We start from the raw sequence: 25,467 nt of genomic DNA, 5'->3' as shown, positions 1-25,467 counted from the left end.
CCTCCTGAGCAAGGGGCGTTCCATGGACATCCGCAAAGCCAAATCGTTGGGATTCAACCTGTTGCACCAAACGATGCCCCGGGCCCCTTGAGCGCTTTCCGCTCTAGGGGGCGCGAGGCCGAGCGGTTTCCGCTCAGCCCACCTTGAGGCGCTTGAGCCGCCGCTTGAGGGCGTGGCGGGAGATGCCCAGCAACTGGGCAGCGAGGCCCTTCTGGCCCCGGGCCCGGGCCAGCGCTTCCAGCAGCAAGTCGCGCTCGGCCGCCGCCAGGCGCTCTGGCAAGGCGTGGCGACCGGCCGCCGGACCTCCCGGATCGGAGGGTCTCATCTCCGGGGGGAGGTGCGAGGGCTCGATGGTCTGGCCTGGATGGAGAATGGTGAGCCGCTCCATCAGGTTGCGCAGTTCCCGCACGTTCCCCGGCCAGGGGTAGGCGCGGAACAGCCTCCGTGCCGCCTCCCCCAGCTTGACCGGGGCGCATCCTTCCTCCCGGGCGAAACGCTCGGCGAAGTGGGCGGCGAGCAGGAACACGTCCTCGCCCCGGTCCTGGAGGGCCGGCAGCTCCATGGGGACCACGTTCAACCGGTAGTACAGGTCCTCGCGGTAGCGGCCCGCGCGCACCTCCGCCGCCAGATCCCGATTGGTGGCGGCCACGACGCGCACGTCCGCCGCCGCCTCGCGAGCGCTCCCCAGGGGGCGATAGGTGCGGTTTTCTAGGAAAGAGAGGAGCTTCGCCTGCAGCGGCGGCGCCAGCTCCCCGATCTCGTCGAGGAACAGGGTGCCCCCGTCGGCCAGGGCCACCAGCCCGACCCGCCGCTGATGGGCGCCGGTGTAGGCCCCTTTTTCGGCGCCGAAGAGCTCCGCCTCCAGGAGCGGCTCGGGCAGGGAGGCGCAGTTCACCTCCACGAAGGGCCCGGCGCGGCGCTCGCTCTCCTGGTGGATCGCCCGCGCCACCACCGCCTTGCCGGTGCCGGAAGCGCCCAGCAACAGGATGGTGCGGGCGCTGCTCGCCGCGACCCGGGCCACCTGCTCGCGCAGCCGCTGGGTCGCGGGATGCTCGCCGACGATGACCGCCTCGCTCGCCGTCAGCCCGCGCCGGTAGGCCACCTCTTGGTCGATGCGCCGGCGCTTCACGGTGGATTCGATCAAGTGCACCAGCTCGTCCAGGTCGAAGGGCTTGGTGAGGTAGTCGGAGGCGCCGGCCTTCACGCATTGCACGGCGGCCCGGGTGTCGCCGTGGGCCGAGATCATGATGACCGGCAGGTCCGGCCGGGCCGCCTTGAGGGCGGCCAGCACCTCCATGCCCGAGACCTCCGGCAAGCGCAGATCCAGGAGCACCGCGTCGGGATCGATCTCGGCGGCGAGCTTCAGGCCGCTCTCGCCGTCGAACGCCCCGCGCGCGTCGATTCCCGCCCCCTTCAGGGCGAACTCCAGGGAGCGCACCAGCTTGCGCTCGTCGTCAATGATGAGCACCAGGGGCGCAGTCTTCATGGGTGAGGTCCGCGGCGGCGAGGGGAAGGCGCACGGTCACCGTGGTGCCGGCGCCGGGCTCGCTCGCGATCTCGATCCGGCCCCCGTTCATCTCGGCGAGCTGGCGCGACACGGCCAGCCCGAGCCCGGTGCCGCCGGGTTTGGTGGTGAAGAAAGGCTCGGCCACCTTGTCCACGAGCCCCGGCGGGATGCCGACCCCCGTATCGGACACGGCCAGGCAGCCGACGGGCCCGTCCCGGTAGGCGCGCAGGGTGAGCGTTCCCCCCTGGGGCATCGCCTGCAGGGCGTTCAGCACCAGGTTCACCAGGATCTGCTGGGCCTGGCCCGCGTCCAGATGGAAGCGCAGGTCCCGCTCCCCCAGCACGGAGATGGCGACCCGGGATTCCTCCGCCATGGAGCCGGCGAGGGCCGCCACCCGGCGCAGCAGCTCCCCCGCCGTGACGTCGCTTTTCTCCGGTTCGCTGGGGCGGGCGAAGCTGAGCAGGCTCTGGATCACGCCGTTGATGCGCTCGATCTCCTCGACGACGAGATCCACCAGCTCCCGTCGCGCGGGCTCCGTCTCCCTCGCTCCCAGGGCCTGCACGCTGGTCTTGATGGTGGCCAGGGGATTGCGCACCTCGTGGGCGATGCTGGCGGCGAATTCCCCCAGCGCCGCCCGCTTCTCGGTTTCCACCCGGGCGCGGATCAGCGCCCGCAACTCAGCGCTCATGCGGTTCAGCGCCCGCGCCAGGGTGGCGATCTCGTCCCGGCCTTCCACCGGAACGTGGATCGCCAGCTCGCCCCGGGCCACCGACTCGGCGCCGGCCACCAGGGGCGCGATGCGGCGGCGCATGCGCGCCCCCAGCCGCAGGAACAGCAAGAGCAGGGCGCCGGCGGACGCGCTCGCGAGACCCAGCATGATGTAGCGCACCGGGGCCCCGGGGGAGGGCAGCTCGGCCGCCTCCCGCAGCATCGCCGGAAACCATCCCGGCGCGATCTCGGGACCGGAGACGAGGGGCGCGGCGACCCGCAGCTCGGTGCCTACCTCGGAGAAGACGCGTCCATTGGGGGTGTGCAGGACCGGGCGGTAGACGTCTAGCGCCGCCCCCGTTAGCAGCTCGGTGACCGAGGCGAGCCGCACCTGGAGGGCGACGCTCACCGGCTCCGATCCGATGCGCCGGCGCAGCAGAAACCAGCTGGGGCGCCCGTCCCCCGGCACCAGCGGGCCGATCAGCTCGGCGCCCTGGAACTCCACCCGGGGCAGCGCCCCGAGGGAGAACTCCCGCTCCTCCCACAGAGGCGCACCGGGTGCGCCGTGTCCAGGCAGCGCCGCCAGCACCCGCCCGGCGGCATCGAAGAACAGCACACCGTAGACGTCCGGGGCGTCGGTCTCGTAGCGCAGCAGGTTGAGCAGGCGTTCGTCGAGCCGGTGCAAGTCCGTGTGGGCGATGGCCGCCAGCTCGGGGAAATCGGCCAGGGCCTCGAGCTGGAACGCCTTGGTCCTCAGGAAATCGGCCAGCTTGCTCGCCGCGGCGGTGAGCCGGCTTTCGAGGCGCTGGTCGGCGAGCCGCACCACCATCTCGGCGGCATAACGATCATAGAGGACCACGGTGGCGGCGAGGGGCACCAGAGCCGCCAACAGGGACACCAGGAGATAGCGCGCGCTCAGGCTCGAGTGCACTGGGATGTCGCGCAACCGCCCCCATGACTGGCCCAGGACGCGGCGGGCCCGGCGCGACACCGTGGTGAAGGGACTCCCTGGCATAGGCTTCCGGTCTCGAAGGCGACTGCCGAGACATTTGAGCACGGGGCGGACGCGGTTACAATCCGCGGCCTAACCGGCCCGGCCCTCGATCACCCTCCAGCCGGTGCGGCGGGCCGCCGCGGTGAGCCCGGCGTCGGGCGCCACGGCGACGGGCGTGCCCACCGACCCGAGCAGCGGCAGGTCGGACGCCGAGTTGGCGTAGGCCACGCATTCCCCCAGCGTCGTTCCATGAGCTACGCATAGGCCCTCGGCCAGCATCCGTTTTTCTTCGCCGTAGGGATGGACCAGGGGCGGGGCGGCGCTGTAGCGCCCGGCCCCATCGGTGGCGCACACGGTGGCCACCACCTGGGGCACGCCGATGGAGCGGGCCAGCGGCCAAGCGAGGAAATCGGGCGTGCCCGTGAGCAGGACCAGGCGGTCGCCCCGCTCGGCGTGGGCGCACAGCCGCTGGACCAATGCCGGGCGGATATGGCGGACCAGGTGTTCGGCCACGAAGCGCTCCCCCAGCCGGGCGATGTCCTCGACCTCGAGCCCGTACAGGTAGGCCTTGTTCTTCCTCAGCACGTCGCGCCCGTAGCGCGGCCACTCGCGGACGGCGAAGCCCGCGTAGGCCAGCATCTGGCGCGGCCCCAAGAAGCCGCGCCGGGCGAGATAGGCGGCGAAGCGCGGCTCGGAATGGGCCACCCGCAAGAGCGTCCCGTCCACGTCGATCAGCACCAGGGCCACGGCGGACTAGCGCGCCGCCCGGGCCGGGGCGACCCGCTCGGAGGCGACAAACTCCACGATCACCGGCAGGCCGCGGGCCAGGCACAGGACGACGGCGATCAACACCAGGGCGTCCTTGATGCCGAGGAGCAGGGCGCTCCTCTCCGCCCACAGTTCGGGAAACACCTGCGGCCAGGGCTGGATGAGCAGAATCCAGCAGAAGGCCAGCATCTTGGCCGCGCCGTAGGCGAAGCGCATGAAGCGTCCCGCCACCAGCCAGCGCCCGAGGGCCGTGCGCGCCATGGCGAACGGGGTCTCGCCCCGCTTGAGTCCCTGGGCGCGCACCGCGTCCACCAGGAAACCGCGGGTGAGAAAGACGATCCCGACCCATACCGGCACGAGGCCCAGGTGCACAGTCACGAGCCACAACACGTTTTCCACCACGCGATCGACGGCGATGTCGAACACGGACCCGAACAGGCTTTCCTCGCGGCGCTTGCGGGCGACGTAGCCGTCAATGCCGTCGAGGGCGAAGATCAGCACGAGGAGCGGCGCATTCAGGAGCTGCCAGGGCGGCGGTAACTGGTAGACCATGACGACCAGCACGAAAAGGAGGACGAAGCGGGAGGCGGTGATCAAGTTGGCCATGGGACGCGGCGTCGAGGAATGGAGAACGATGGTATGAATGGACTCCGTTCCGGCGGCCGCCACCGCTTCCGCGCCCCCGGGCCGAGAGCGGGAGCCGGCGCGCCGGGCGTCGTGGAATTGGAAGACGATCCGGGGTTGCGGGTTCCCGAGCCCGCAGCGGCTTGGTAATGCTCTTGCCTCGACGGGCGTAGGTCGGCCCTCGAGGCCCTATAAAAAAGCCAGCCCGGAAGGCTGGCTTTCCTAGGACACGAAAGCGGACCGACTCATGCCGCCGTGGCGCGCTCCAGGAGCTTCTGGAGCTCTCCCCGTTGGTACATCTCGGTCATGATGTCCGAGCCGCCGACGAACTCCCCGTTCACGTAGAGCTGGGGGATGGTGGGCCACTGGGCGTACTCCTTGATGCCCTGGCGGATCTCCGGATCCTCCAGCACGTTCACGCTGAAGAAGTCGGTGACGCCACAGGCCTTGAGGATGTTCACCGCGTTGGCGGAAAAGCCGCACTGGGGAAACTGGGGCGTGCCTTTCATGTAGAGCACCACCTTGTGGCCGGTGACTTGTTGTCTGATCTTTTCCTGGACGCTCATCTGCACTCCTATAAACGTTTTGAATCCATCGATGGAAATAACCGACTAATTTGCTAAGGAATTATACAGGGCTGCCGGCTAAAGTCTCAAGGCGGGCACCACTGACCCGTTCGAGGCCGGCCAGGTCGCGGACGGTGAACCCATCGATCAACCCGGCTTGCCCGAAGAGGCGGCGGCACGCCTCCCCCTGGTCGAACCCGTGCTCCAGCAGCAGCCAACCCCCGGCAAGCAGATGGTCGCGGCAGCCCGCCACGATGCGGCGGATGCCATCGAGCCCATCGGGGCCACCCACCAGGGCCTCGTGGGGCTCGAAGCGCAAGTCCCCCTCCTGGAGGTGGGCGTCGCCGGCCGCCACGTAAGGCGGATTCGAAACGATCACCTCGAAACGCTCGCCTTCCAGTCCTTCGTACCAATCCCCATGGACGAAGCGCACATTGGCCGCGCCGAGGCGGGTGGCGTTTTCCCGGGCCACCGCAAGCGCCGCCACCCAGAGGTCGGTGGCGACCACCCGGGCCTGGGGCCGCTCGCGGGCGATGGCGATGGCCACCGCGCCGCTGCCGGTCCCCAGGTCCAGCACCCCCACCGCTTCACCGGGCGGGATGCGCGCCAAGGCTTGCTCCACCAGCAGCTCCGTCTCCGGCCGGGGGATCAGCACCGCGGGCGTGACTTTGAACTGGAGACCGTAGAACTCCTGGCGTCCGGTGATGTAGGCGACCGGCTCCCCCCGCCTTCTGCGCCCGATCAGCGCGCGAATCCGCGCCTCGTCCGTCTCGCTCAACACCGCGTTGGACGCGGCGACGAGCTGGGCGGCGCTGCGGGAAAGGGCATGGCCGGCGAGGGCGCGCGCCTCCAGGTGCGCTTCGCCGAAGGGAAGACCCAGGGCGTCCTGCAGCGCCCGCGCCGCCTCTCGCAAGAAGGCGTCCAACGTCGTGTCCATGTCCCTGTCCCGGCCTGTGCGCTCTCGCCCCGCAACCCTGAAACCTTCTGTCCAGCCATTAACCCCGCGCCCCAGAGCGCCCGGGCGACTTACGCCGGGGTTTCCGCCATGGCTTGGAGCTGCTCGCTCTGGTGCTCGGTGGCGAGGGCATCCAGCAGCTCGTCCAGATCCCCGTCCATGATCTGGTGGATCTTGTACAGGGTGAGGTTGATGCGGTGGTCGGTCACCCGGCCCTGGGGGAAGTTGTAGGTGCGGATGCGCTCGGAGCGGTCGCCGCTGCCGATCAGGAGCCTGCGGGTGGCGGCCTGCTGGCTCTGCTGCTCCCGGAGCTGCTTGTCCTTGATCCGGGCCGCCAGGATGGCCAGGGCCTGGGCCTTGTTCTTGTGCTGGGAGCGGTCGTCCTGGCACTCCACCACGATGCCCGTGGGCAGATGGGTCACCCGCACCGCCGAGTCGGTCTTGTTCACGTGCTGGCCGCCGGCACCCGAGGCGCGGAAGGTGTCGATGCGCAGCTCCGCCGGGTTGAGGACCACGTCGCTCACCTCGTCGGCCTCCGGCATCACCGCCACCGTGGCCGCCGAGGTATGGATGCGACCCTGGGTCTCGGTGGCCGGCACCCGCTGCACCCGGTGCCCGCCGGACTCGAACTTGAGGCGGGAATAGACCCCCTTGCCCACGATCTTGGCGATGATCTCCTTGTAGCCGCCCAGCTCGCTCGCGCTCGCGCTCAGCACTTCCACTTTCCAGCCCTTACGCTCGGCATAGCGGGAGTACATGCGGAATAAGTCTCCGACGAAGAGGGCCGACTCGTCGCCCCCCGTGCCGGCGCGGATTTCCAGGAACACGTTGCGCTCGTCGTTGGGATCTTTGGGCAAGAGCATTCGCTGCAGCTCCGCCTCGATGCGGGCGATCTGCCCGCGGGCCTGCTCCAGCTCCTCTTCCGCCAGCTCCTTGAGCTCCGGGTCGCCCAGCATCGTCCGGGCGGCCTCCAGGTCCTGCTGCCGCTGGCGGTAACCCCGGTAAAGCTCCACCAGGGGCGTCAGTTCGGCGTGCTCCCGGGCGAGCTTACGGTAGTGGTCGAGATCGGCCGCCGCATCCTCCCGGGCGAGAGCCCGGTCGATCTCCTCCAGGCGCCGCTCCAGCTTGTCCAGCCGTTCGACCAGGCTGCGCTTCATGGGTGGGGGTGATGCATCTGGTACAGGCGATGAACGAGCTCCAGCAGCCGCTCCCGGTCCTCGGGGGTCGCGTGGGACAGGGCGTGGCTGGGGGCATGGAGCAGCTTGTTGGTGAGGGCCCGGGACAGGGCCTCTACCACCCGGACCGGGTCTTCGCCTCGGGCGAGGGCCTTCAGCGCCCGCTCCAGTTCGTACCGCCGCTGGCGCTCCGCCTGGTCCCGCAGCGCCCGGATGGTCGGCACCATTTGCCGGGCCTCCAACCATTCCATGAACGAGACCACGTTGCTGTCGATGATGGCCTCTGCCTGCACCACCGCGCCCTGGCGCGCGTCCATGCCCTCCTGCACGATCTCCGCCAAGTCGTCCACGGTGTACAGGAACACGTCGTCCAGCTCGCCCACCTCGGGTTCCACGTCCCGGGGAACGGCGAGATCCACCACGAACATGGGCCGGTGCTTGCGCGCCCGCACCGCCCGCTCCACCAGCCCCTTGCCCAGGAGGGGCAGGGGGCTAGCGGTACAGGTAATGACGATGTCGTGCAAGGCGAGGACGTCCGGCAGCTCGCTCAAGGTCACGGCCCGGCATTGCAGCCGCGCGGCCAGCGCCTCCGCCCGGTCCAGAGTGCGGCTGACCACGGTCATGCGCTGCGGCCGGTGGGCGGCGAAATGGGTGGCGCACAGGTCGATCATCTCGCCCGCGCCCACGAACAGCACCGATTGCTCGCCGATGGAGGGGAAAATCTTGAGCGCCAGGCGCACCGCCGCGGCGGCCATGGAGACGGAATTGGCGCCGATGTCGGTGCGCGTGCGCACCTCCTTCGCCACGCTGAAGGTCCGCTGGAACAGCTTGTGCAGCAGCACCCCCAGGGTCCCCGCTTGCTCCGCCGTGCGCACCGCCTCCTTGAACTGGCCGAGGATCTGGGGCTCGCCCACCACCATGGAGTCCAGGCCGCTCGCCACGCGGAAGGCGTGCTTCACCGCCTGCTCCCGGGGGAGTTGGTACAGGTAGGGCTCCAGGGCGGCGGCGGGGATGCGGTGGTAGCCCGCGAGCCAGCGCACAGCCTCGTCCGGCTGGTCGGTGCTGCAATACACCTCGGTGCGGTTACAGGTGGAAAGGATCGCGGCTTCCGTGACCGGCCGCCGCTCCACCAGGTCGCGCAGCGCATCCGTCAGCGCTTCCGTCTGGAACGCGACCTTTTCCCGCACCTCGAGGGGGGCGCTCTGGTGATTGATTCCGATGGTGTACAACTGCATGGCCCCGCCGGCGGGCACGAAACGCCTCGCCGGCGCTCCGAAAATGCAAAAAGTGATTGATTATAGTATGGGAACATCCGGGGCGCACCAGCAGGACGGGGGGCCTTGGCGGGCCGCAGGCGCCGGCGCTCAGGCGCTCGGCCGAGCCGGGACCGACAGGCCGAGGGGCGGGCGGAGCTTTTCGGGCAGCCCCCGCCCCATGCGGGCCCGATGCCCGCAATAATGGGCCAGTTTCTCGCCCGCGAGGACCAGGGTCTTGCTCTTTCCGCTGCGGGGCGCGACGCCGCTGACCGAGAGCTCCTGCTGGTCCGACACCGCCACCGCGGCGAGCTTTTCGTCCGTCTCCAGCCCCATGACGATCACTCCCCGGCCCCGGGCCAGGCGCTTCATCTCGGCGATGGAAAAGAGGAGCAGCCGCCCCCGCTCCGAGAGGGCCGCCACGTAGTTGCCCGGGGAGTCCTCGAAGACGAAGGGCGCGATGGGGGCCTCCCCCGGTTCCAGCGCCATGAACTCGCGCCCGGCCCGGCGGGTGGACAGCATGTCGCCGAGGGTGGTGATGAAGCCGTAGCCGCCGCTTCCCGCCACCAGCACCCGGGTGTCCGGCCTGCCCGCTACGCAGTGCAGGATACGGCCGCCTGCCTGCACCTCCACCAGGGAGGAGGCGGGCGCGCCGTCGCCCCGGGCGCTCGGCAGCTCCGAGGCCTGCACGGTGTAGGCCCGTCCGTTGGAGTCGAGGAACACCACCGGGTCCACGGTGCGGCAGTGGATCAGGGCGGCCAGGGAATCACCTTCCTTGAAGGAGAGGGTGGAGGCGTCCACTTCCCAGCCCTGGCGGCTGCGCACCCAGCCGTTGCGGGAAAAGATCACCGTCACCGGCTCGTCGATGACGGGGGCGGCGACTGCCGCCTTTTCGGTGGCTTCGATGAGGGTTCGGCGCTCGTCGCCGTAGGTCCTGGCGTCGGCCTCGATCTCCTTAACCACCAGGTTCTCCAGGGCCCGCCGGCTCGCCAGCACCTTCTCCAGCGTCTCCCGTTCCTTGCGCAGCTCCTCCAGCTCTTTCTCCACCTTGAGGTGCTCGAGCTTGGCGAGCTGGCGCAGCCGGATCTCCAGGATGTCCTCCGCCTGGCGCTCGGTGAGCTTGAACGCCTTAATGAGCTCGGCCTTGGGATCGTCGGCGGCCCGGATGATCTTGATCACCTTGTCCACGTGGAGCAGCACCAGCATGCGCCCTTGCAGCACGTGGATGCGCTCCAACACCTGCGCCAGCCGGTGCCGCGTACGCCGGGTCACCGTGGCGAGGCGGAACTCGAGCCACTCGGCGAGCGCCTGCTTCAGCGACTTGGTGGCGGGCCGCCCGTCAAGCCCCACCATGGTGAGATTCAGGGAGACGTTGGTCTCCAGGCTGGTCTTGGCCAGCAGCAGGTTCACGAACTCGGTCTCGTCGACGCGGGAAGTCTTGGGCTCGAACACCAGCCGCACCGGGTGGGCCCGGTCGGACTCGTCCCGGGCCCGGTCCAGCATGGAGAGCATGAGCTGCTTCTCCCGCACCTGCTCCGGCGCCAGGGACTTCTTGCCTGGCTTGGGCTGGGGATTGGTGATGGCCTCGATTTCCTCCAGCACCTTGCGGGCGGAAGTGCCGGGCGGCAGCTCTTGCACCACCACCTGCCACTGGCCCCGGGCCAGGCGCTCGATTGTCCAGCGCGCCCGCACCCGGATCGTTCCCCGCCCCGTTTCGTAGGCCTGCTTGAGCTCCTCGGGCGGGGTGATGATCTGGGCGCCTCCCGGGAAGTCGGGGCCCGGGACGTACTGCATGAGCTCTTCCACGCCGAGCCCGGGATCGCGGATCAGGGCAATCGCCGCGCGCGCCACCTCGTTCAGGTTGTGGCTGGGGATCTCGGTGGCCATGCCCACCGCGATGCCCGAGGCGCCGTTCAAGAGCACCACGGGAAGACGCGCCGGCAATACCTTAGGCTCGGTGCGGGTGCCGTCGTAGTTGGGCACCAGGTCCACCGTGCCCAGGTCCACCTCGGCGAGCAGCACCTCGGCGAACCGGGTGAGCCGCGCCTCCGTGTAGCGGTAGGCGGCGGGGTCGTCCCCGTCCCGGGAACCGAAGTTGCCCTCCCCGTCGATCAGGGGGTAGCGCAGGGTCCAGTCCTGGGCTTGGCGCACCAGGGCGTCGTACACCGACGCGTCGCCGTGGGGATGGTACTTCCCGAGGACATCGCCCACCACCGCAGCGGACTTGGTGCGCTTGGCGCCGGAGCGCAGCCCCGCCTCCCACATGGCGTAGAGGATTCGGCCCTGCACCGGCTTCTGCCCGTCGGCGAGCCGGGGCAGCGCCCGGTCCTTGACCGTGGCGACGGCGTACTGCAGGTACTGGGTCGATGCATATCTGCCCAGGGGCAGGGCATCGCCGGGCTCGCCCTCCAGGGGGGCGAAGTAGGGCGGCAGCCTCCCGCTGCCCGACCCGCCGGCCGGAGGCGAGCCCTTGGGTTTCGGTTTTTCCCCGACGACGGTCGCGCCGCCTTCGAACAGCTCCGACTGGTTTCCCATCCAAGCCTTCCTTACTCTTCGGCCCTCACGTGATGTCCGCCTCCACCAGGTTGCCGTAAGCCTCCATCCACTCCCGGCGCTGGGCGGCGTTTTCCCGGGCCATCATCATGTTGAAGACGGAAAGGGACTCCTGCAGCTCGGCCCCGGCGAGGCTGACCGGCAGCACGCGGCGCGTGTCCGGATTGAGGGTCGTCTCCCAGAGCTGCTCCGGGTTCATCTCCCCCAGGCCCTTGAAGCGGCTCACCGTCCAACTCCCGGGGCGCACGCCCTCGTCGGCGAGCTTCGCGAGCAGCGATTCCAGCTCGGCGTCGTCCAGGGCGTAGAGCTTGCGCGCCGGGCGGCCCTTGCCCTGGGCCGGCACGTCGACGCGGTACAGGGGCGGCCGGGCCACGTACACGTGGCCGCGCTCGATCAGCTTGGGGAAATGGCGGAAGAAGAGGGTCAAGAGCAGCACCTGGATGTGGGCCCCGTCCACGTCCGCATCCGCCAGGATGATGATGCGCTTGTAGCGCAGCCCCGAAAGATCCACCGCGTCGCCGGGCTTGTGGTGATCGACGCCGATGGCCAGCGCGATGGCCTCGATCTCCTTGTTGGAGTAGAGAGTATGGGGATCGTCCTGCCAGGTGTTCTTCGGTTTCCCCTTGAGGGGCAGCACCGCCTGGAACTCCTTGTCCCGGGCCTGCTTGGCCGAGCCGCCTGCGGAATCGCCTTCCACGATGAAGAGCTCGCTGCGCTCCGGGTCGTCGCTGGCGCAATCGGTGAGCTTGCCGGGCAGCACCGCCACGCCGGAGCTCTTGCGTCGCTCCACCTTCTGCGCCGCCCGGGTGCGGGCCTGGGCCTGGCGGATCGCCAGCTCGGCGATGCGCCTGCCTTCCTCCACGTGCTGGTTGAGCCACAGCTCGAAGGGGTCGCGCACCATCTGGGCCACGAGCTTCACCGCATCGCGGGAGATCAGCTCGTTCTTCACCTGGCCCTTGAACTGGGGATCCAGCATCTTGACCGCCAGCACGTAGGAGGCGCGGGACCACACGTCCTCCGGCACCACCTTCAAGCCGCGGCTGCCCATGGAGTGCAGGTCGATGAAGTTCCTAACCGCCTGGTAGACCCCTTCCCGCAGACCCGCCACATGGGTGCCGCCGTGGCGCGTGGGGATCATGTTGACGTAGGACTCGGTGACGGTTTCGCCCTCGGCGGTCCAGGCGATGGCCCACAGGGCCCCCTCTCCTTCCGCGAAGCTGTCGGACTCGGACTGGGCGGTGATGTAGCGCTCGCCGTAGAAGGGCGCGGCGACGGGCCCGAGCCCGGCCATGGCCTCGGCGAAGTAGCCCCGGATCCCCTCCGGGAAGTGCCACTCGGTAGTCTCGATTCGGCCCTTCTTCTCGATCCCCAAGGTGAAGCGCACGCCGGGCAGCAACATGGCCTTGGCGCGCAGCAGTGCCACGATCTGCTGGACGTCGATCTTCGGCGAGTCGAAATACTTGGCATCGGGCCAGAAGCGCACCCGGGTCCCGGTCTCCCGGGGCCCCACGGCGGCGATTTTCCGCAGGGGCTCCTTCACCTGGCCGTTGTCGGCGAACACGATGCGGTAGTGGCCGCCGTCCCGCTTCACCTCCACCTCGAGCCGCCGGGACAGGGCGTTGGACACGCACACGCCGACCCCGTGGAGCCCCCCGGCGATGCGGTAGGCCGCGTCCTTGTCGGTCTTGCGGAACTTGCCGCCGGAATGCAACGTGGTGAAGATCACCTGCACCGCCGGCACCTTTTTCTTGGGGTGGACGTCGATGGGAATGCCACGGCCGTCGTCCTCCACGGTGGCGGAGCCGTCCTCGTGCAGGATCACCGAGACGCGCTTCGCGAACCCGGCGAGCCCCTCGTCGGCGGCGTTGTCGATCACCTCCACCAGGGCGTGGTTGGGGTTCTGGGGATCGGTGTACATCCCCGGCCGATGGAGGATCGGCGACAGATCCTCCAGGATCTCGATGTCCTTTGCGCTGTAGCCCGCGTCCTTGGCCATGATGGTCAATCGCTTCCCCGCCGCTCCGCGGAAAGGCTCAAGCCGCCATTCAAGAAGCGAAAAAGGCTTGCCGACTTTCGGGATCGCGCAAGCCTTGGGTGTTCCGCGTCGTCAATGGGAGAAAACCGCTTTGTCGTTTAGGGTTCTCCTTGCCCGCGCCCCTCGACCACGGAGCGTTCGGCGCGAAATTATGGCACAGTGCGGAAAAGCCTGTCACGCTGGGGCCACCGCCTTGAACCCGCGGCTCCGGAATACCATATAGAATCGAGATAGAATCAGGATACCCACGGAGGAGTGAAGGAGCGGAAGTTGCTTCGATCATCCCGATTCTCAGGTCAGGGAGAACATACCATGCGAAAAATGTGGATCCTGGTGGCCGACAAGGCCAAGGCGCGCATCTTTCTGGCCGAAAAACCCCTGGGACCCCTCACCGAGCTGGAGGCACTGGTGCATCCGGAGAGCAGGCTGCACGCCCGGGAGCTGGTCTCGGACGTCCCCGGGCGTACCTTCGACCGCAGCGGCGAGGGGCGCCACGCCAAGGAGCCCAACGTGGACCCCAAGGAAACCGAGGCCATCAAGTTCGCCATCGAGATCGCCAGCCGCCTAGACGCCGCCCGGGTGCGGGGCGAGTTCGACCGGCTCGGACTGGTGGCCGCCCCCGAGTTCCTGGGCCTGCTGCGGGAGCGGCTCACGCCAGAGACCCGGGCCCTGGTGGAGTTCGAGATCGACAAGGATTTGATGCACCTGCGGCCCCAGGAGATCAGAGCCCGGCTGCCGGAGCGGTTGTTCTCGGCCGTGTAGCGCCGCCTCCATCGGAACGATTCCCCAGGCGTTCCTATCATGAACAAGCGAAAGGTTCTGGTGGCCGATCTTCGTCCCGGAATGTTCGTGTGCGAGCTGGATCGCCCCTGGCTCGAAACGCCTTTTCCCTTGCAAGGCCTGCTGATCGAGAGCAGGGAGCAGATCGAGGCACTGGAACGCTACTGCACCTACGTCTACATCGATCCCCTCAAAGGCTCGAGCGGCCAAGACGGCCCCGCGCCGAGACAGGCCGCGGTCTCCTCCGCCGCCCCGGGCGTCAAAGCGGCGAGCGCCTCCCACCCGGTCCCCGGGAACGTGTTGTACGAGGAACAGGCAAGCGTGGAGGAGGAGTTCCCGCGGGCGGAGCCCATCCGCCAGACCCTCTACACTCTGATGCAGGAGGTCCAGCAGGAGATCCGCAACGGGCGCATGCTGGAGACCTCGAAGCTCAAGCAAGCGCTGGGCGACATGGTGGACAGCGTGATCCGTAACCCCAACGCGCTCCTGCTGCTCACCCGCCTCAAGGCCAAAGACGCCACGTTGCTGGGACACTCCATCGACGCGGCCATCTGCCTCCTGGCGTTCGGCCGCCACCTGGGCCTGCACCGGGACGAATTGCAACTGCTGGGGCTCGGTGGCCTGCTCTACGACGTCGGCAAGATCCGGCTGCCAGAAGAGGTCCTCGCCAAGAAGGGGCGCATGAGCGCCGAGGAGCTCAGACTCATGAAGGGTCACGTGCAGTACGGGGTCGAGATCCTCAGCGCCACGCCCGGCATGCCGCCGGAGGTGATCGAAATGGCGGCGACCCACCACGAAAGGGAAGACGGAAGCGGCTACCCGGAAGGATTGGGCGGCGACCAGGTCGGGCCGTTCGGGAAGATGGCCGCCATCGTGGACTGCTTCCAGGAGTTGACCAGCGATCGCCTGCCGGTGCCTCCCGTACCCCACGCCGTGGCGCTGCAAATGATGCACCAATGGCGCCACCAGCTCTTCAACGGCTATCTGGTGGAGGAGTTCATCCAGTGCCTGGGAGCGTACCCAGCGGGCAGTCTGGTGGAGCTGAGCACGGGAGAGGTGGCCGTAGTGGCGGCGTCCAATCCGGGCAACCGCCTGAAGCCCCGCGTCATCCTGGTCCTCGATGCGGACAAGAAGCCTTATCCGGCCAAGGAGCTCGTCGACCTGGGCGCGGAGGCGCCGGGCTCCCGGGAAATCAAGCGCGCGCTGGAACCGGGGACCTACGGCGTCAACCCCGAGGACTGCTTCCGCCGTTAGCTGCGTCTGCCCCGCGGGCGGAACGGACCGGAACCAGACAGAAGGTAGAAGGAGCCCGGCGATGCTCGAGTTCCGATTGATCAGCCCGGAAGAGCGGGAGGCGTTCATCGCCGCCCTGCGCCGGCACGGCTGGCGCCCGGAAGACTTCACCCTCACGGAACAGCCTCTGGATCCCGCGACCGCGGAGGTGGAGGCGGAAACGGGGGAAGTCGCCGTCGCCTGCACCCGCAACCACCGGGTGGCGGTGTACCCCGTGGGGCGCGGATCCAGTTGGGTGTCGGACTTCGCCGACGACCTGCGCGCCGGCAGGTTCGGTTCGCCGACGGGTGGGATGGCGTGAACTCGCCGCCCGGCCGCGGGCAAGCCCGGCCGCGGAGGGAACGGGCTTTGGCCGGTGAGGGAAGGGCCGCAGGGGCGGGACGGAAATGGAAGCGGAACCCGTTATTTTCCTCATCCGGGGACCGATAACCTCCCTGCCCGATCAGCGAGAGAAAATCCTTGAACTTTCGGTCAACGGCTGACGACCATCGACCTCTGGCCTTTCTTTTGCCGCAGAATCGCTATCGCATCAAACCGGCACTACCCCGGCGGGCAATGCGGATTTGAGCGTTTCGGCCAGGCGCTCGAAGGTTTCCGGCAGCGGCGCTCTCCTGCGCCACACCAGGCCGATCGTGCGTCCTGGCGCGGGTTTCCTGAATGGCCGGCTTTCCACGCTTTTCCGGCTCGCGCGTGGTCCCGTGTCGATCGCCAAGGCCGGCAGCAGCGTCACCCCCAGCCCCATGCCCACCATCTGGCGCAGCGTCTCCAAGCTGGTGGCGCGCACCTCCTCGCGAATGCCGGCACGGACGCCACATATGTCGAGGGCCTGGTCGCGCAGGCAGTGGCCTTCGTCGAGCAGCAGCAGCTTCTCTCGGGCTAGATCAGCAACCCTCACCATGTCGCTTGCCGCTAGCGCGTGGCCGGCGGGGAGCGCGGCATAAAAAGGCTCGTAGAACAACGGCGCGATCCTGAGGTTGTCGTCGCCCATCGGCAACGCCAGAAGCCCCGCGTCGAGCCGGCCATCGAGCAAATGAGCGATGATCTGCGGTGTCATTTCCTCGCGCAGCAACAGGCGCAATTTCGGATGCTTTTTGTGCACCAGCGTAAGCGCGTGAGGCAAGTAGTAGGGCCCGAGCGTGGGAATGACGCCAAGACGGAGCGTGCGCGCCATCGGGTCCTGGGCATGGCGGGCGAGTTCGCGGATGCGCTCCGCCTCCTCGACGATCCTGCGCGCCGCCGCGAGGATTTCGCGGCCGATGGGGGTGGGCGTCACGCGTCTCACGCTGCGGTCAAACAACGTAACCCCAAGGAAATTCTCCAGTTTCTTGATCTGGGTGGACAGCGTGGACTGGCTAATGGAGCAGGCTTCGGCCGCGCGACCGAAATGGCCGTGCTCGGCCAGCGCGACAAGGTATTTCAACTCCTGAAGTGTCATGCGCTGCCGTTCGATTCCATCAATGGAAATATTCTAAACGATTCATTAGACAAATTCTCAACCATGGCTTTCAATAGGTTTACTCCACCGTGGAGTCGTAGTCCTACTATGAGGAGAGGCCATGTCCGAAAGCAAATGCCCATTTCATCACGCCACCGCTGCCGGTGGCGGCACGCCGACCAACCACGACTGGTGGCCGAACCAGTTGAATTTGAAGATTCTGAGCCAGTTCGCTTCCGAGACCAGCCCGATGGACGCCTCGTTCAATTATGTCGAGGAGTTCAAGAAGCTCGACCTCGCGGCGGTCAAGAAAGACCTGTATGCGTTGATGACCGACTCGCAGGACTGGTGGCCGGCCGACTACGGCCATTACGGGCCGCTTTTCATCCGCATGGCTTGGCACGCGGCCGGCACCTACCGTGTCGGCGACGGCCGCGGCGGCGCCGGCCTGGGCCAGCAGCGCTTCGCGCCGACCAATTCTTGGCCCGACAACGTCAACCTGGACAAGGCGCGGCGCCTCTTGTGGCCGATCAAGCAGAAGTACGGCAACAGGATTTCCTGGGCCGATCTCATCGTGCTAGCCGGCAACTGCGCGCTGGAGTCCATGGGCTTCAAGACCTTCGGCTTCGGCGGCGGGCGCGCCGATGTCTACGAGCCGGACGAGTCCGTGTACTGGGGCTCCGAAACGCAATGGCTCGGCGACGAACGCGGCGGCACCCAGCCCGACTTCGAGAATCCGCTCGCCGCCGTGCAGATGGGGCTGATCTATGTGAACCCGGAAGGCCCCGGCGGCAAGCCCGACCCGCTCGCCTCCGCGCGCCTGGTGCGCGAAACCTTCGCGCGCATGGCGATGAACGACTACGAGACCGTGGCGCTCACCTGCGGCGGTCACACCTTCGGCAAATGCCACGGCGCCGGCGATCCGCTCCTGATGGGTCCGGCGCCTGAGGCGGCCGATATCGAGAACCAGGGCTTAGGCTGGGTCAGCACCTACGGCTCGGGCAAGGGCGGCGACCAGATCGGCAGCGGCCTGGAAGGCTCGTGGACGCCTACGCCGACGAAGTGGGACATGAGCTATCTCGACATGCTGTTCGGCAACGAATGGGAACTGACCAAGAGCCCCGCTGGCGCCTGGCAGTGGACGCCTGTCAAGCAGACCGACGCCAATATGGCGCCGGCCGCGCACGATGCGTCGAAGAAGGTGCCCATCATCATGACCGACGCCGACATGGCGATGCGCTACGACCCCGAGTACGAAAAGATCGCGCGCCACTTCCACAAGAATCCGGAAGAATTCGCTAGAGCCTTCGCCCGCGCCTGGTTCAAGCTCACCCATCGCGACATGGGTCCCAAGACCCGCTACCTGGGCCCCGAAGTGCCGGCCGAAGACCTGATCTGGCAGGACCCCATTCCCGCGGTCAACCACCCGCTCGTCGACGATAAGGACGTGGCGGCGTTGAAAGCCAAGGTGCTGGCTTCCAGCCTCACCATCCCCGAGCTGGTCTACACCGCGTGGTCCTCGGCCGCGAGCTTCAGAGGGTCAGATAAGCGCGGCGGCGCCAACGGCGCGCGCATCCGGCTTGCCCCGCAGAAGGACTGGGAAGTCAACCAGCCGGCCCAGCTCGCCAAGGTGCTCGGCGTGCTCGAAGGCATCCGTAAGGACTTCAACGGTACGGCCAAGGCCGGCAAGAAGATTTCGCTCGCCGATCTCATCGTGCTGGCCGGCTGCGCCGCGGTCGAGGAGGCCGCGCGCAAGGCCGGGCAGAACGTAACGGTGCCTTTCACGCCGGGCCGCATGGACGCCCTGCCTGAGCAGACCGATGCCGCCTCCTTCGCGCCGCTGGAGCCCATCGCGGACGGCTTCCGCAACTACCGCAGCAGCCGCTTCCCCGAGGTGCCCGCGGAAGCCTTGCTGGTGGACAAGGCGCAGCTGCTCACGCTCACCGCGCCGGAAATGACAGTGCTGGTCGGCGGCATGCGCGCGCTGGGCGCGAACTTCGGCGGAGCCAAGCACGGCGTGTTCACTGATCGCCCGGGCGTGTTGACCACGGACTTTTTCGTCAACCTGCTCGACATGGCGAACGAGTGGAAGCCCGTGTCTGCCGACAAGAGCCTGTTCGAGGTGCGCGACCGCAAGACCGGCAAGGCCAAGTGGACCGCGACTCGTGTCGACCTGGTATTCGGCTCGAACTCGCAGCTGCGCGCCATCGCCGAGGTGTACGGTCAGAACGATGCGCAGGCGAAATTCGTCAGGGACTTCGTCGCGGCCTGGACCAAGGTGATGAACCTGGACCGCTACGACCTTGCGGCCTGAGCAAGACGCACGATCCCGGCCGGCTACCGCAAGGCGGCCGTCCGGGAACTGGCTCTACGCGACGGCTTTGCCGATGTCCTGGGCCCGGACGGAAGCCCGTGGGAGAAGCTGACCTGTATATTGGTGGCCAGGGACGGAATCGAACCGCCGACACGCGGATTTTCAGTCCGCTGCTCTACCAACTGAGCTACCTGGCCACTTCGTATTACCGACTGCTGGCACGCGGATTTTAACTCCGGCCGCTCGGCTCGCGCCTCGCTTCACATCGCGTACGCGATGTGAGCCTTCGTTGCGGCTGGCCCGCGCCGCGGGCCAGCCGTCAGTCCGCTGCTCTACCAACTGAGCGACTTGGTTCGCGGAAAGGCAAAATTATACCGGGAATCCTCGTGACGGGTTAAGCCGCCCCGGGCAGCCGGCCGGGGCGGGGCCTTCCCGCGGGGCCGGGCCGTGAGCGGCGGGCGATTCAAAAGAGCGAGCTGTGGAGCCGGAAGTGGTAGCGCACGATCTCTTTGAACTCCCGCACCACCTGCAGGCTTTCCTTGAGCTGGCGGCGCTCCAGCGGCGTTAGCGCCTCCGGCGCCATGTAATTGTCCGGAGTCCCGTCGCTTGCTGGCCGATCTAGGCCCGCCTTCAGGCGCAAGGCGAGCAGCGCCTGGTAGGCCTGGCGCAGGGCCTCGCCGAAGCGTTGGTCGAAGACCCGGCGGTGCTCCAGTTGGCGGACGCGCTGGAACGTGTTGGTCTCGGTGAGGCCGCATTGCAGGGCGAGGCTGCGCACGCCGTGCACTACGGGAAAGAGCCCCGCTTTCTTGAGATCCAGCATGCCCCGGCGCTCGCCGTCCTTTTCCACCCGCAGCCGGCCGAAGAACGTGAGCGCATCGCCGAACATTTCCACCGGCTGGGCGAACTTGGCGCAGAAGGCGTCGTTTTCCCGGGCGAGCTCCAGCACCCGGTCCTTCGCCTGGGCGAGCAGGCTCAAGTCGCCGGCGACGGGCAGCGCATCGAAAAAAATCGCGAGATCCAGCACCGAGGCGCCATCTCCGCGCCGCACCCAAGAGGTGACTTCTTCCCGGAAAGCGGAAAGCGGTTTCGCCCACTTGGGATTGCGGGCCATGACGCCGCCGGGGCACGGCGGCCATCCCAGCGTTTCCATGGCGTCCGACAGGGCGGTCCCGGCCGAGGCAAGCTCGGCGATCGGGATGGCGTCGCGCCCGATCAGCCCGTTGTCCTGGTCCGTGCGCCGCAGTTGCTCTCCCCGCCCTTCGCTCCCCATGACCATGAGGCAAAGCTCCCCGCGAAGCGGCGCGGGGACCACCAGGTCGAAGAGCCGGGCGTAGACGCGCCGGTGCAGCCCGCTCACGAGGCGCGCCAGGTGCTCCACGTGGATGCCTTCCCGGAAGAGGTCGTTGAGCAGCCGGTCGATGCCGGCCATCACGTGCTTGAGCTCGGCGAGGCTTCCGGCCGCTCGAATCCGCACCGCCACCACCAGCGAGTGATCGGCGAGAAAGGAGAGCAGCCGCACCTGCTCCAGCACGCCCGCGATCTCGCCGGCGCGCACCACCACCAAGCGCTGGATCGAGCGCTCGGACATGAGGGCCAACGCCGTGGCGAGGGTCTCGTCCGCGCTGACCGTCACCAGGTCGAAGGTGGCGAAGCGGGCAAGGGGCGTGGTGGCCGGGTCCGCTCCCTGGACCAGGGCTTCCCGCATGTCGGTGGCGGTGAAGATCCCGACGCGCGCCCCATCCTGCACCAGTAGCGAGGTGGCCCCTTGCGCTTTCATGAACCTGGCTGCCTCCGTGAGGGTCGCCGTGCCCGGCAGCAGAGTGGGCGGGTGCAGCGGCACGTCCGCCACGCGGGCGAGGAGCAGCGCCGCCAGCTCGGGAGCGGTGTCGCCGGCCGGAAATTCCGTGGCGTTGGGGGGCGGCGAAGAGGCGTGCATCAGCGGATCCTTGGGGAATTTCCCCGGACAATGGGCTCTTTTTATAGCAAAAAGCCCCGGGGCGTCGTCCCCGGGGCAGAGCACCGTGATAAGCCCGTTCTCAGTGGGCTGCCGCGCCAGTCGCGCCGATGCCGGTCTGGGAGCGCACGAACTGGGCCTCGAAGGCTTCCGCTTCCCGCCGGGCCGTCTGGCTGCGGTCCAGCACCGAAATGAGCCAGGTGCAGGCGAACGCCGCGGTCATGGAAAAGAGCGCCGGGTACTTGTACGGGAAGATCGCCTCCTTGTTGCCCAGCACGTCCACCCACACCGTGGGACCGAGGATCACCAGGACCACCGCTGTCCCGAGCCCGATGAATCCGCCGTAGAACGCCCCCTTGGTGGTCAGCCCGCGCCAGAACATGGACAGGAACAGCACGGGGAAGTTGGCGCTCGCGGCGATGGCGAAGGCCAGCCCCACCATGAAGGCGATGTTCTGCTTCTCGAACAGGATGCCGAGAATGATGGCCAGCACCCCCAGCACCAGGGTGGCCATCTTGGACACCCGGATCTCGGTGCGCTCGTCCACCCGGCCCTTCCTCCACACCGAGGCGTAAAGATCGTGACTCACCGCGGAGGCGCCGGCCAGGGTCAGCCCCGCCACCACCGCCAGGATGGTGGCGAAGGCCACCGCCGAGATGAAGCCCAGGAACAGGTTCCCGCCCACCGCTTTCGCCAGGTGCACGGCCGCCATGTTGTTGCCCCCCACCAGCCCGCCCGCGGCGGTCAGAAAGGCGGGATTGGTGCTCACGAACACGATGGCGCCGAAGCCGATGATGAAGGTGAGGATGTAGAAATAGCCGATGAAGCCGGTGGCGTAGAACACGCTCTTGCGCGCTTCCTTGGCGTCCGCCACAGTGAAGAAGCGCATCAGGATGTGGGGCAGCCCCGCCGTGCCGAACATGAGCGCCATTCCCAGGGAGATGGCGGACACCGGATCGGATACCAGGGTGCCGGGCGACATGATGGCCTGGTGCTTGGGGTGGACCTCCACCGACTTGGCGAACAGGGTCTCCAGGCTGAAGCCGTAATAGTAGAGCACCATGAACGCCATGAAGGTCGCGCCGGAGAGCAGCAGCACTGCCTTGATGATCTGCACCCAGGTGGTGGCCAGCATGCCGCCGAACATCACGTACATGACCATGAGCACCCCCACCAGGATCACGGCGTAGGTGTAGGGCAGGCCGAACAGGAGCTGGATCAACTGCCCCGCGCCCACCATCTGGGCAATGAGATAGAGCGCCACGGTAGTGAGGGTGCCGCACGCGGCGAGGCTTCTGATCGGGGTCTGCTGGAGGCGGTAGGAGGCCACGTCGGCGAAAGTGTACTTGCCCAGGTTGCGCAGCCTCTCCGCGATCAGGAACAGGATAACCGGCCAGCCCACCAGGAAGCCGATCGAGTAGATGAGCCCGTCGTAGCCCGAGGCGTAGACCAGGGCCGAGATGCCCAGGAACGAGGCGGCGGACATGTAGTCGCCGGCGATGGCCAGTCCGTTCTGAAACCCGGTGATGCCGCCGCCGGCGGCGTAGAAATCGGCCGCCGAACGGGTGCGCTTCGCCGCCCAGTAGGTGATGCCCAGGGTCGCGACGACGAAGGCCAGGAACATGACGATGGCTTCCACGTTGACCGGCTGGCGCTTGATCTCCCCCTCGAGGGCGCCCGCGGCGATGGCCAGTCCCGGCCCGGCCAGGGCGAGGGCCGCCGCCAGGGACCATTTCAGCAGTTCAGGCAGGGGTCTCATTTTTTGAACTCCTTCACGATCTCGTTGGTGAGGGCGTCGAACTCGGTGTTGGCGCGGTACACGTAGATGCCCGTCAGCAAGAACGCCGCGACGATGATGCCGATGCCGATGGGAATGCCCACGGTGGTCACCCCGCCGCCCAGGGGACGCCCGAGCAGGGTGGGGTCGAAGGCGATCGCCAGGATGAAAGCGAAATAGATGGCCAGCATGATGGCCGCCAAGGTCCAGGCGAACCGGGAACGCCGGGCCACCAGTTCCCGGTAACGGGGGTCCCGGGAGATTTTATTCAGCAGTTCGTCCGTCATGGTGCTTCCTCCTCAGAGCAAAGAGCGCCGCCGAAGCGGCGACCCAAGAGTGCACACTACCTGGCCAAGCTTACGCGGGGCTTACGGCGGCGCGATCCGCCCCGGCGCCGGAAGGAAACGCCACCCTCACCCGGGTGCCCACTCCCGCCGAGTTGGGTTCCACGGAAACGCAGGCGCCGTGGGCCTCAGCGATGCTGCGCACGATGGCGAGCCCCAGGCCGGAGCCCTCCTCCCCGGTGCCCAGCACCCGGTAGAAACGCTCGAAGACCAGTGCCCGTTCCTTGGGATCGATGCCGATGCCGGTGTCTTCCACCTCCAGCACCACCCGAGGCCGGGCGAGCAGGCGCACCGTGACGCGCCCGCCGGGGGGCGTGTAGCGGAGGGCGTTGTCCACCAGGTTGCTCGTGAGTTCGCGCAGCAACGCCCCATGGCCGCGGATGACCGCCCGAGGCTCCTGGGATTCGAAGGCTAGCTCAAGTCCCTTCTCCACCGCCCGGTCGTAGAACTCCGCCACGGTCTCCCGGGCGAGGGACACCAGGTCCAGGAGCGCGAGGGCGAGGCCGGCGCCGGTCGCCTCGGCACGGGCCAGGGCGAGCAACTGGTTCACCAGGCGGCCGGCCCGCTCCGCGCCGGCGGCGATCTGCTCGAGGGAGGCCTTCAGCTCGGGCGTCGGCGCGAGGCGCAGCGCGAGCTGGGTCTGGGTCTTGAGCCCCGCCAGGGGCGTGCGCATCTGGTGGGCGGCATGGGAGACGAAACGCTGCTGCGCCTGGAGCAGCCGCTCGAGGCGGGCGATCAACTCGTTCATGGCGTGCACCAGGGGCTGCAGCTCTTCGGGCGCCTGGTCCTGGTCGATGGGACGGAGCCGCTCGGCCCGGGTTTCCCGGATGTCCCGCTGCAGCCGCTCCAGGGGCCGCAGGCCGCGCCGCAACGCCCACAAGACCAGCAGCATGGCGAAGGGGACGATCAGGAACTGGGGCAGGGTGATGCCGGTGACGATGGCCGAAGCCAGGTGGTCGCGGCGCTCCGTGGTCTCCCCCACCAGGATCACCAGGGCCTGGGGCTCCGCTGCCCCCGGCACCGGCCGCAGGGCGTACGCCAGCCGGGCGTTCCGTCCTTGGAAGCGCCCGTTCTCGAAACGCACCTGAGCGTCCATCGGCGCCGGCAGCGGGATGTCCAGCGTCGCCTCCCCCGCCAGCACCGTGCCGTCCCGGGTTCTCACCTGGTAGAACGTCTGCAAACCTTCCGGGCTTGCCAGGATCCCGGTCGGCTCCATCCCCGGGCTCGCTAACAGGAGCCGCCCATCCCGCCAGCGGAGGCGGTCCCCGAACTGGTGCAGGCGCGATTCCAGTTCTCGGTCGTAGGCCTGGTCGGCGATGGCGTGGGCCACGAAGTAGGTCACCACCACCGACAGGGGCCAGACCACGAGGAGGGGCAGGAACATCCAGTCAAGGATCTCGATGAACAGGGACCGGGCCGGCCGGCGGGCTTCAGCGGCCATCGGAAGCCTCGATGGAATAGCCGAGGCCGCGCACCGTGTGGATCCGCACACCGCTGCCCTCCAGCTTCTTGCGCAGCCGATGGACGTAGACCTCGATGGCGTTCTCGCTCACCTCGTCGCCCCACTCGTACAGGTGCTCCAGCAGTTGCCGCTTGCTCACCAGCCGGCCCGGGCGGCCGATCAGCGCCTCCAGGATGGCCAGCTCCCGTGCCGAAAGATCGACGGGCTTGCCGGCGACATGGCCCTGGCGGGCAGCCGGATCGAAGGCCAGGCGTCCCAGCGCGATCACGCCGGGCGCACCGCACAACCCCCGGCGCAGCAGCGCCCGCACCCGGGCCTCCAGCTCAGCCAGCTCGAAGGGTTTGGTAAGGTAATCGTCGGCGCCGCCGTCCAGCCCCCGGACCCGATCCTCGGTCCCATCCAGAGCGGTGAGAATCAGCACTGGCGTGCGCTGGTTCCGGGACCTCAGACGGGAAAGCACCTCCAGGCCCGGCAGCCGGGGCAGACCCAGGTCGAGGATCAGCAGGTCATAGCGGTGGGCGGCCAGGGCGGTGTCGGCCGCTGGGCCGGACTCGACCCAGTCGACGGCGTAGCCGCATTGCCGGAGCGCCCGCGCCAGCCCGTCGCCCAGGATGCGATCGTCTTCCGCCAGCAGGATCCGCACCGACCGGAGCCCTCCATGTTTTGAACCTTCGGTAAATGGTTAACGAACCATTTACCGCAAGCACCGGACGCTCTGCCCATATTATGGACGGCGGCGGAGCGGGAAACAAAAAGCCCCGCGGGCGCGGGGCTTGGGGGACATCGATCCGCGCGAGCCGAAACGCCCGCGCGGGGGTGATGCTTCTTACATGTCCATATCGCCCATGCCGCCCATGCCGCCGTGGCCCATGGGCTTCTCTTCCTTCGGCAGTTCGGCCACCATGGCGTCGGTGGTGAGGATCAGCCCGGCGATGGAGGCCGCGTTCTGCAGGGCGGTGCGCGCCACCTT

20 protein-coding genes and 1 tRNA gene are annotated in these 25,467 nt (G+C 68.1%); 4 read left to right on the top strand and 17 right to left on the bottom strand.

What is annotated here, in order from left to right:
- Positions 1-133 precede the first annotated feature (133 nt).
- The 10 genes from ACTFO6_RS16690 to ACTFO6_RS16645 form a co-directional block, all read right to left on the bottom strand.
- Positions 134-1,486, bottom strand: a complete 1,353-nt coding sequence (locus ACTFO6_RS16690) for a sigma-54-dependent transcriptional regulator (RefSeq protein ID WP_439935573.1) — start codon at positions 1,484-1,486, stop codon at positions 134-136.
- Positions 1,455-3,230, bottom strand: a complete 1,776-nt coding sequence (locus ACTFO6_RS16685) for a sensor histidine kinase (RefSeq protein ID WP_439935572.1) — start codon at positions 3,228-3,230, stop codon at positions 1,455-1,457. Before ACTFO6_RS16685 ends, ACTFO6_RS16690 begins: the two co-directional genes overlap by 32 nt.
- A 69-nt stretch (positions 3,231-3,299) precedes the next feature.
- On the bottom strand, positions 3,300-3,956 hold the full coding sequence (locus ACTFO6_RS16680) for an HAD family hydrolase (RefSeq protein ID WP_439935571.1): 657 nt from the start codon (positions 3,954-3,956) through the stop codon (positions 3,300-3,302).
- A 6-nt stretch (positions 3,957-3,962) separates the two neighbouring features.
- Entirely contained in the window at positions 3,963-4,583 is a 621-nt protein-coding gene (locus ACTFO6_RS16675) for a CDP-alcohol phosphatidyltransferase family protein (RefSeq protein WP_439935570.1), read from the bottom strand.
- Positions 4,584-4,846: 263 nt separating this feature from the next.
- Positions 4,847-5,167 carry a Grx4 family monothiol glutaredoxin gene (gene grxD / locus ACTFO6_RS16670; protein ID WP_439935569.1) on the bottom strand — a complete coding sequence of 107 codons (321 nt, stop codon included), beginning with the start codon at positions 5,165-5,167 and terminating at the stop codon, positions 4,847-4,849.
- Between the two features lie 61 nt (positions 5,168-5,228).
- Positions 5,229-6,104 carry a peptide chain release factor N(5)-glutamine methyltransferase gene (prmC, locus tag ACTFO6_RS16665; protein ID WP_439935568.1) on the bottom strand — a complete coding sequence of 292 codons (876 nt, stop codon included), beginning with the start codon at positions 6,102-6,104 and terminating at the stop codon, positions 5,229-5,231.
- Between the two features lie 89 nt (positions 6,105-6,193).
- The gene (gene prfA, locus ACTFO6_RS16660) at positions 6,194-7,279 is read right to left on the bottom strand and encodes a peptide chain release factor 1 (protein WP_439935567.1); all 1,086 of its coding nucleotides are present in this window, start codon (positions 7,277-7,279) and stop codon (positions 6,194-6,196) included.
- On the bottom strand, positions 7,276-8,532 hold the full coding sequence (gene hemA / locus ACTFO6_RS16655) for a glutamyl-tRNA reductase (RefSeq protein WP_439935587.1): 1,257 nt from the start codon (positions 8,530-8,532) through the stop codon (positions 7,276-7,278). Before hemA ends, prfA begins: the two co-directional genes overlap by 4 nt.
- Before the next feature lie 129 nt (positions 8,533-8,661).
- Positions 8,662-11,085 carry a DNA topoisomerase IV subunit A gene (gene parC, locus ACTFO6_RS16650; protein WP_439935566.1) on the bottom strand — a complete coding sequence of 808 codons (2,424 nt, stop codon included), beginning with the start codon at positions 11,083-11,085 and terminating at the stop codon, positions 8,662-8,664.
- Positions 11,086-11,110: 25 nt separating this feature from the next.
- Positions 11,111-13,099, bottom strand: coding sequence for a DNA topoisomerase IV subunit B (locus ACTFO6_RS16645; protein ID WP_439935565.1), 1,989 nt, complete (start codon positions 13,097-13,099; stop codon positions 11,111-11,113).
- A gap of 351 nt (positions 13,100-13,450) precedes the next feature.
- Here ACTFO6_RS16645 and ACTFO6_RS16640 point away from each other — a divergent pair, with 351 nt between their 5' ends.
- The 3 genes from ACTFO6_RS16640 (at position 13,451) to ACTFO6_RS16630 (ending at position 15,512) form a co-directional block, all read left to right on the top strand.
- Entirely contained in the window at positions 13,451-13,900 is a 450-nt protein-coding gene (locus ACTFO6_RS16640) for a host attachment protein (RefSeq protein WP_439935564.1), read from the top strand.
- Positions 13,901-13,939: 39 nt separating this feature from the next.
- Positions 13,940-15,172 (top strand): HD-GYP domain-containing protein, encoded by a 1,233-nt coding sequence (locus ACTFO6_RS16635; protein ID WP_439935563.1) that lies wholly within the window; start codon positions 13,940-13,942, stop codon positions 15,170-15,172.
- Between the two features lie 61 nt (positions 15,173-15,233).
- The gene (locus ACTFO6_RS16630) at positions 15,234-15,512 is read left to right on the top strand and encodes a hypothetical protein (protein WP_439935562.1); all 279 of its coding nucleotides are present in this window, start codon (positions 15,234-15,236) and stop codon (positions 15,510-15,512) included.
- A 228-nt stretch (positions 15,513-15,740) separates the two neighbouring features.
- Here ACTFO6_RS16630 and ACTFO6_RS16625 read toward each other — a convergent pair whose 3' ends face one another.
- Positions 15,741-16,646 (bottom strand): LysR substrate-binding domain-containing protein, encoded by a 906-nt coding sequence (locus tag ACTFO6_RS16625; protein WP_439935561.1) that lies wholly within the window; start codon positions 16,644-16,646, stop codon positions 15,741-15,743.
- 121 nt (positions 16,647-16,767) lie between these two features.
- Here ACTFO6_RS16625 and katG point away from each other — a divergent pair, with 121 nt between their 5' ends.
- The gene (gene katG, locus ACTFO6_RS16620) at positions 16,768-18,960 is read left to right on the top strand and encodes a catalase/peroxidase HPI (RefSeq protein ID WP_439935560.1); all 2,193 of its coding nucleotides are present in this window, start codon (positions 16,768-16,770) and stop codon (positions 18,958-18,960) included.
- Between the two features lie 121 nt (positions 18,961-19,081).
- Here katG and ACTFO6_RS16615 read toward each other — a convergent pair.
- The 6 genes from ACTFO6_RS16615 to ACTFO6_RS16590 all read right to left on the bottom strand — a co-directional run bounded on the left by ACTFO6_RS16615 (position 19,082) and on the right by ACTFO6_RS16590 (position 25,140).
- Positions 19,082-19,157 (bottom strand) — tRNA-Phe (locus tag ACTFO6_RS16615).
- Positions 19,158-19,423: 266 nt separating this feature from the next.
- On the bottom strand, positions 19,424-20,896 hold the full coding sequence (locus ACTFO6_RS16610) for a putative nucleotidyltransferase substrate binding domain-containing protein (RefSeq protein WP_439935559.1): 1,473 nt from the start codon (positions 20,894-20,896) through the stop codon (positions 19,424-19,426).
- Between the two features lie 100 nt (positions 20,897-20,996).
- Entirely contained in the window at positions 20,997-22,673 is a 1,677-nt protein-coding gene (locus ACTFO6_RS16605; RefSeq protein WP_439935558.1) for a cation acetate symporter, read from the bottom strand.
- Positions 22,670-22,978, bottom strand: coding sequence for a DUF485 domain-containing protein (locus tag ACTFO6_RS16600; RefSeq protein WP_439935557.1), 309 nt, complete (start codon positions 22,976-22,978; stop codon positions 22,670-22,672). The genes ACTFO6_RS16605 and ACTFO6_RS16600 overlap by 4 nt, the downstream gene beginning before the upstream one ends.
- Before the next feature lie 70 nt (positions 22,979-23,048).
- Complete coding sequence (locus ACTFO6_RS16595) at positions 23,049-24,476, bottom strand: sensor histidine kinase N-terminal domain-containing protein (protein WP_439935556.1); 1,428 nt, start codon at positions 24,474-24,476, stop codon at positions 23,049-23,051.
- Entirely contained in the window at positions 24,466-25,140 is a 675-nt protein-coding gene (locus tag ACTFO6_RS16590) for a response regulator (RefSeq protein ID WP_439935555.1), read from the bottom strand. Before ACTFO6_RS16590 ends, ACTFO6_RS16595 begins: the two co-directional genes overlap by 11 nt.
- Positions 25,141-25,467 lie beyond the last annotated feature (327 nt).

The sequence above is a fragment of the Pelomicrobium sp. G1 genome, from assembly GCF_051905455.1.
Lineage (GTDB): Bacteria > Pseudomonadota > Gammaproteobacteria > Burkholderiales > UBA6910 > Pelomicrobium.
The sequence above is the reverse complement of the archived record's forward strand: the minus strand, read 5'-3'. Positions and strand labels throughout refer to the sequence as shown.

Coding starts and splice junctions, on each gene's coding strand:
- ACTFO6_RS16625 (WP_439935561.1), bottom strand. CDS start 16,646: ATGACACTTCAGGAGTTGAAATACCTTGTCGCGCTGGCCGAGCACGGC.
- ACTFO6_RS16685 (WP_439935572.1), bottom strand. CDS start 3,230: ATGCCAGGGAGTCCCTTCACCACGGTGTCGCGCCGGGCCCGCCGCGTC.
- prfA (WP_439935567.1), bottom strand. CDS start 7,279: ATGAAGCGCAGCCTGGTCGAACGGCTGGACAAGCTGGAGCGGCGCCTG.
- katG (WP_439935560.1), top strand. CDS start 16,768: ATGTCCGAAAGCAAATGCCCATTTCATCACGCCACCGCTGCCGGTGGC.
- prmC (WP_439935568.1), bottom strand. CDS start 6,104: ATGGACACGACGTTGGACGCCTTCTTGCGAGAGGCGGCGCGGGCGCTG.
- ACTFO6_RS16635 (WP_439935563.1), top strand. CDS start 13,940: ATGAACAAGCGAAAGGTTCTGGTGGCCGATCTTCGTCCCGGAATGTTC.
- ACTFO6_RS16645 (WP_439935565.1), bottom strand. CDS start 13,099: ATGGCCAAGGACGCGGGCTACAGCGCAAAGGACATCGAGATCCTGGAG.
- ACTFO6_RS16630 (WP_439935562.1), top strand. CDS start 15,234: ATGCTCGAGTTCCGATTGATCAGCCCGGAAGAGCGGGAGGCGTTCATC.
- parC (WP_439935566.1), bottom strand. CDS start 11,085: ATGGGAAACCAGTCGGAGCTGTTCGAAGGCGGCGCGACCGTCGTCGGG.
- ACTFO6_RS16675 (WP_439935570.1), bottom strand. CDS start 4,583: ATGGCCAACTTGATCACCGCCTCCCGCTTCGTCCTCCTTTTCGTGCTG.
- grxD (WP_439935569.1), bottom strand. CDS start 5,167: ATGAGCGTCCAGGAAAAGATCAGACAACAAGTCACCGGCCACAAGGTG.
- ACTFO6_RS16610 (WP_439935559.1), bottom strand. CDS start 20,896: ATGCACGCCTCTTCGCCGCCCCCCAACGCCACGGAATTTCCGGCCGGC.
- ACTFO6_RS16605 (WP_439935558.1), bottom strand. CDS start 22,673: ATGAGACCCCTGCCTGAACTGCTGAAATGGTCCCTGGCGGCGGCCCTC.
- ACTFO6_RS16690 (WP_439935573.1), bottom strand. CDS start 1,486: ATGAAGACTGCGCCCCTGGTGCTCATCATTGACGACGAGCGCAAGCTG.
- ACTFO6_RS16600 (WP_439935557.1), bottom strand. CDS start 22,978: ATGACGGACGAACTGCTGAATAAAATCTCCCGGGACCCCCGTTACCGG.
- ACTFO6_RS16640 (WP_439935564.1), top strand. CDS start 13,451: ATGCGAAAAATGTGGATCCTGGTGGCCGACAAGGCCAAGGCGCGCATC.
- hemA (WP_439935587.1), bottom strand. CDS start 8,532: ATGCAGTTGTACACCATCGGAATCAATCACCAGAGCGCCCCCCTCGAG.
- ACTFO6_RS16595 (WP_439935556.1), bottom strand. CDS start 24,476: ATGGCCGCTGAAGCCCGCCGGCCGGCCCGGTCCCTGTTCATCGAGATC.